We start from the raw sequence: 3,161 nt of genomic DNA, 5'->3' as shown, positions 1-3,161 counted from the left end.
CCTTTGAGTGCTGCAATTACACGCTGTGCGTTGAAGCGCGCACCGGCATCGTTGGTATGCGTGCGCGCATCGGAGAACAATGCATTCACCGCGGGCGCGCCAAGCTGGCGGTAGCCATCGCTGACGGCTAGTGTCAGGTCGGCGAACTGCGCGCCGCCGCGCGTGGCGACTTCACGGTCCCATTCCGCAAAGCTGGCGAAGTCACGGTGCTGCTCCCACACATCGCGATGCGGGACCGGCGACAGCAGCACAACGGCAGCGCCGCGCGCTTTCGCATCGGCCACATATTTGGCCATGTACCAGCCGAAGGTATGCACCTGCTCCTTGCTGCCGTCGGGACGTGTGTCTTCCACCATTTCCGGACCGGTGCCGCGGCCGGACGCGCGATTCTTCATCGCCGGATCGCCAATGCGGCCGCCGTCGTTGTGGCCAAACTGGATCAGCACCACGTCGCCTGCTTTCAGCTGCGACATGACGCGATCCCAGCGTCCTTCGATCAGAAAGGTGCGGCTGCTGCGGCCACCGATTGCGTGGTTCACCACGTTGACTTTGGACGTATCGAAGTATGGCGCGATACGCTCCCCCCATCCGATAGCGCCGTTGGCGCCACCGCTCTTCACGGTCGAATCGCCGACAATGAAAATGCTCGGCAGCTTTGCATCRCGCGGCTGCTCGCCCTGCACGCGGCTGGCGTCCACCACAGGGCGCTCATCTTCCGCAGCTGCGATAGCCGCAGCGCGTGGCGACAATGCGCCGGCCAGCACCGGCAGGCGCAGCGCCTTGATGCCGGCAACGACCGTGCGCGCATTCAGTTCCGCACCCGCCATATTGGTGTGCACATGCTCGTCCGGCGTGACAAGCGGGAACAGCTTCATCACGGCGTCGTGGCCTAGCGCATCGTACTGCCGCGCCACGTTCTCATTCAGGTCGATAAAGCCCACGTTCTGCTGATGTGCGACTTCGGCCGCCCAGCCGGCATAATCGGCGCGGTTGCGGGCGATCTTGCCGTTCGCATCCCAGGACTTGCGCGGAATCGGCGAAGCGATGACCGGCGTTGCGCCGCGGGCGCGGACGGCAGCGACGAAATAGCGCAGATACCAGCCGTAGCTATGTACCGTTTCATGTTTGCCGGTGAGCTGATTATCGATCTCCTGCGTTTCGTCGCCGGTGCCCTTGATGGTGCCGCGAGCGCGCGAGGTATCGTTGACCGCCGAGCCATCGTTATGCCCGAACTGCATGATGACCACGTCGCCTGGCTTGATGAGCGCCTGCGTGCGCTCCCAATGGCCGCTGGTCAGATAGGTACGGCTACTCAAGCCTCCCACTGCGCGATTGACGACATTGATTTTCGCGGGATCGAAATAGGCAGCGATCGGATTCCCCCAGCCCCACTGGCCCTCCGCGCCTTTACCCTGGCCATCATCATGCCCATTGCGAACGGTCGAATCGCCAATCAGGATCAGCGAAGGCAACGCCGCATTGGCGGGCTCCGGCAGCACTACCTGCGCTCGCGCGGGATCGGTATTGACTGCAACCGGCAGGCCAACCGGCGATTGGGCGCCAGCGGCACCCACGAACATGAGGATGGCGGCGCAGCCCAGCGCCTTTTGGTAGCTTTTCATGCGATCCATTCTAAGCGCGGCCAGTTCGCAGTAAGCGTTCCTCTTATAAAGAATCAAGAAGATGAGCGTTCCGATTGGAAAAAAGCGATGACAATCAAATTCCCTCAATTCGCCGAGCCAGAACAAGATGAACCGACTCTCCACCTGCGCCCTGCTGTGCGTGGCGCTCACGCTGTCCTCCGCCGCACACGCCCAGATCGGCAAGCGTTTTCCGTCCGAGCGCAAAGTCGTCAAAGACCCCGTCACCGGCACCATGCTTACCTTCCTGACAAGCAAACCGCATGGCGACTCGAAGATCTATCCGACGCATCCGCAGTGGACTTCCGACGGCCAGTGGGTGGTGTTCCGCTCCAACCTCGYACGCGGCGAGGCGATGGCCGTGAACGAGCAAACGGGCGATCTGGTGCAGGTGTCGGAAGGCGGCTATCTCGGCATGCTGAACCTGGCGCGCAAATCAATGAAGCTCTACTTCATGCGCAAGGACAGCGCACCGGGCCGCCTGCAAATCGTTGAAGTGGATCTCGCGCGCCTGCTGGCCGACAGTGCAGCAAGCAAGCTGAAGTCCGCCGACACCTACCAGCGCGTGGCAGGCACCACGCCCGCCGAACTGGAAGCGGGCGGCGATATGGCGCTGGATGCGGACGAGGAGTGGGTCTATTTCCGCGTAGGTAAAGCCGAAGCGGCCCGCCACCTCAAGCCCGGCACCAAGGTCGAAGACAACTTCGGTCCTCGCAAAATGGGTGCAGGCCCGAACGGGATCGCCCGCATGAACATCAAGACCGGCGAAATCCGCCATGTGGTGTCGGTGCCATTCCAGATCGGCCACATTCAGGCCAACCTGTACCAGCCGGGCGAAATCGTGTTTTGCTGGGAGACGGGCGGCAAATCGCCGCAGCGAACCTGGACTGTGCAGGCTGACGGTAGCGGTCTGCGTCCGCTCTATCCGGAGGCGCCTTACGAGTGGGTGACGCACGAAGCGGTGATCTCGAAGGATGAAGTGGCAATGGCGATCATGGGCCACCGGCCTATTCCAAACGGCGGCGGCGGCGTCGGCGCGCCAGGCACCGATGTCGGCGGCGCCAATCCGGGCCAGGACGCAGGCTGGGGACCGAGCGGTACCCGCGAGAAGCCAAGCGGCCTCGCCATCGTCAACCTGCGCACACGCGAAATGGTGATCGCGGGCCAGACACCATCCGGCAGCGGTCTATGGCATGTGCACGGTTCGTCCGATGGGCGCTTCGCGGTCGGCGATGATTTCAGCCGCAGCGTCTACCTGATCGACCGCCGCACCCACGAAATGATGATGCTGACCACCGGCCACAAAACCACCGCGGCCGACCATACGCATCCGACTTTCAGTGCGGATGGCACGCGCATCGAAATCCAGTCGGCCATGCTGTCCGAAGATGGCCGCACGATGAACATCTGCATCGTGCCCGTGCCGGAAGCATGGCTGAAGCGCAAGTGATGCGCGGCGCCGCTTCAGTCAAGCGGCGTAAGCTGGATGTTGCGCAGCTCGTAAGGCGTCTCGTAAGGCGT

Annotated in this window: 2 protein-coding genes; one reads left to right on the top strand and one right to left on the bottom strand. The window is 62.9% G+C overall.

The window, feature by feature from the left end; translation table 11 throughout:
* Positions 1-1,622, bottom strand: a 1,622-nt coding sequence (locus AB4Z11_RS27665) for a rhamnogalacturonan acetylesterase (RefSeq protein ID WP_442029048.1), incomplete at its 3' end; no start/stop codon positions are given.
* A 127-nt stretch (positions 1,623-1,749) separates the two neighbouring features.
* Between AB4Z11_RS27665 and AB4Z11_RS27660 the strand changes: the two genes are divergently transcribed.
* Positions 1,750-3,090 carry a hypothetical protein gene (locus AB4Z11_RS27660; RefSeq protein WP_442029047.1) on the top strand — a complete coding sequence of 447 codons (1,341 nt, stop codon included), beginning with the start codon at positions 1,750-1,752 and terminating at the stop codon, positions 3,088-3,090.
* Positions 3,091-3,161: the final 71 nt, after the last annotated feature.

Source organism: Pseudoduganella sp. RAF53_2, assembly GCF_052113985.1.
Taxonomy (GTDB): domain Bacteria; phylum Pseudomonadota; class Gammaproteobacteria; order Burkholderiales; family Burkholderiaceae_D; genus Rugamonas.
Note: the sequence above shows the minus strand (reverse complement) of the source record. Positions and strands in the feature narration are given on the sequence as shown.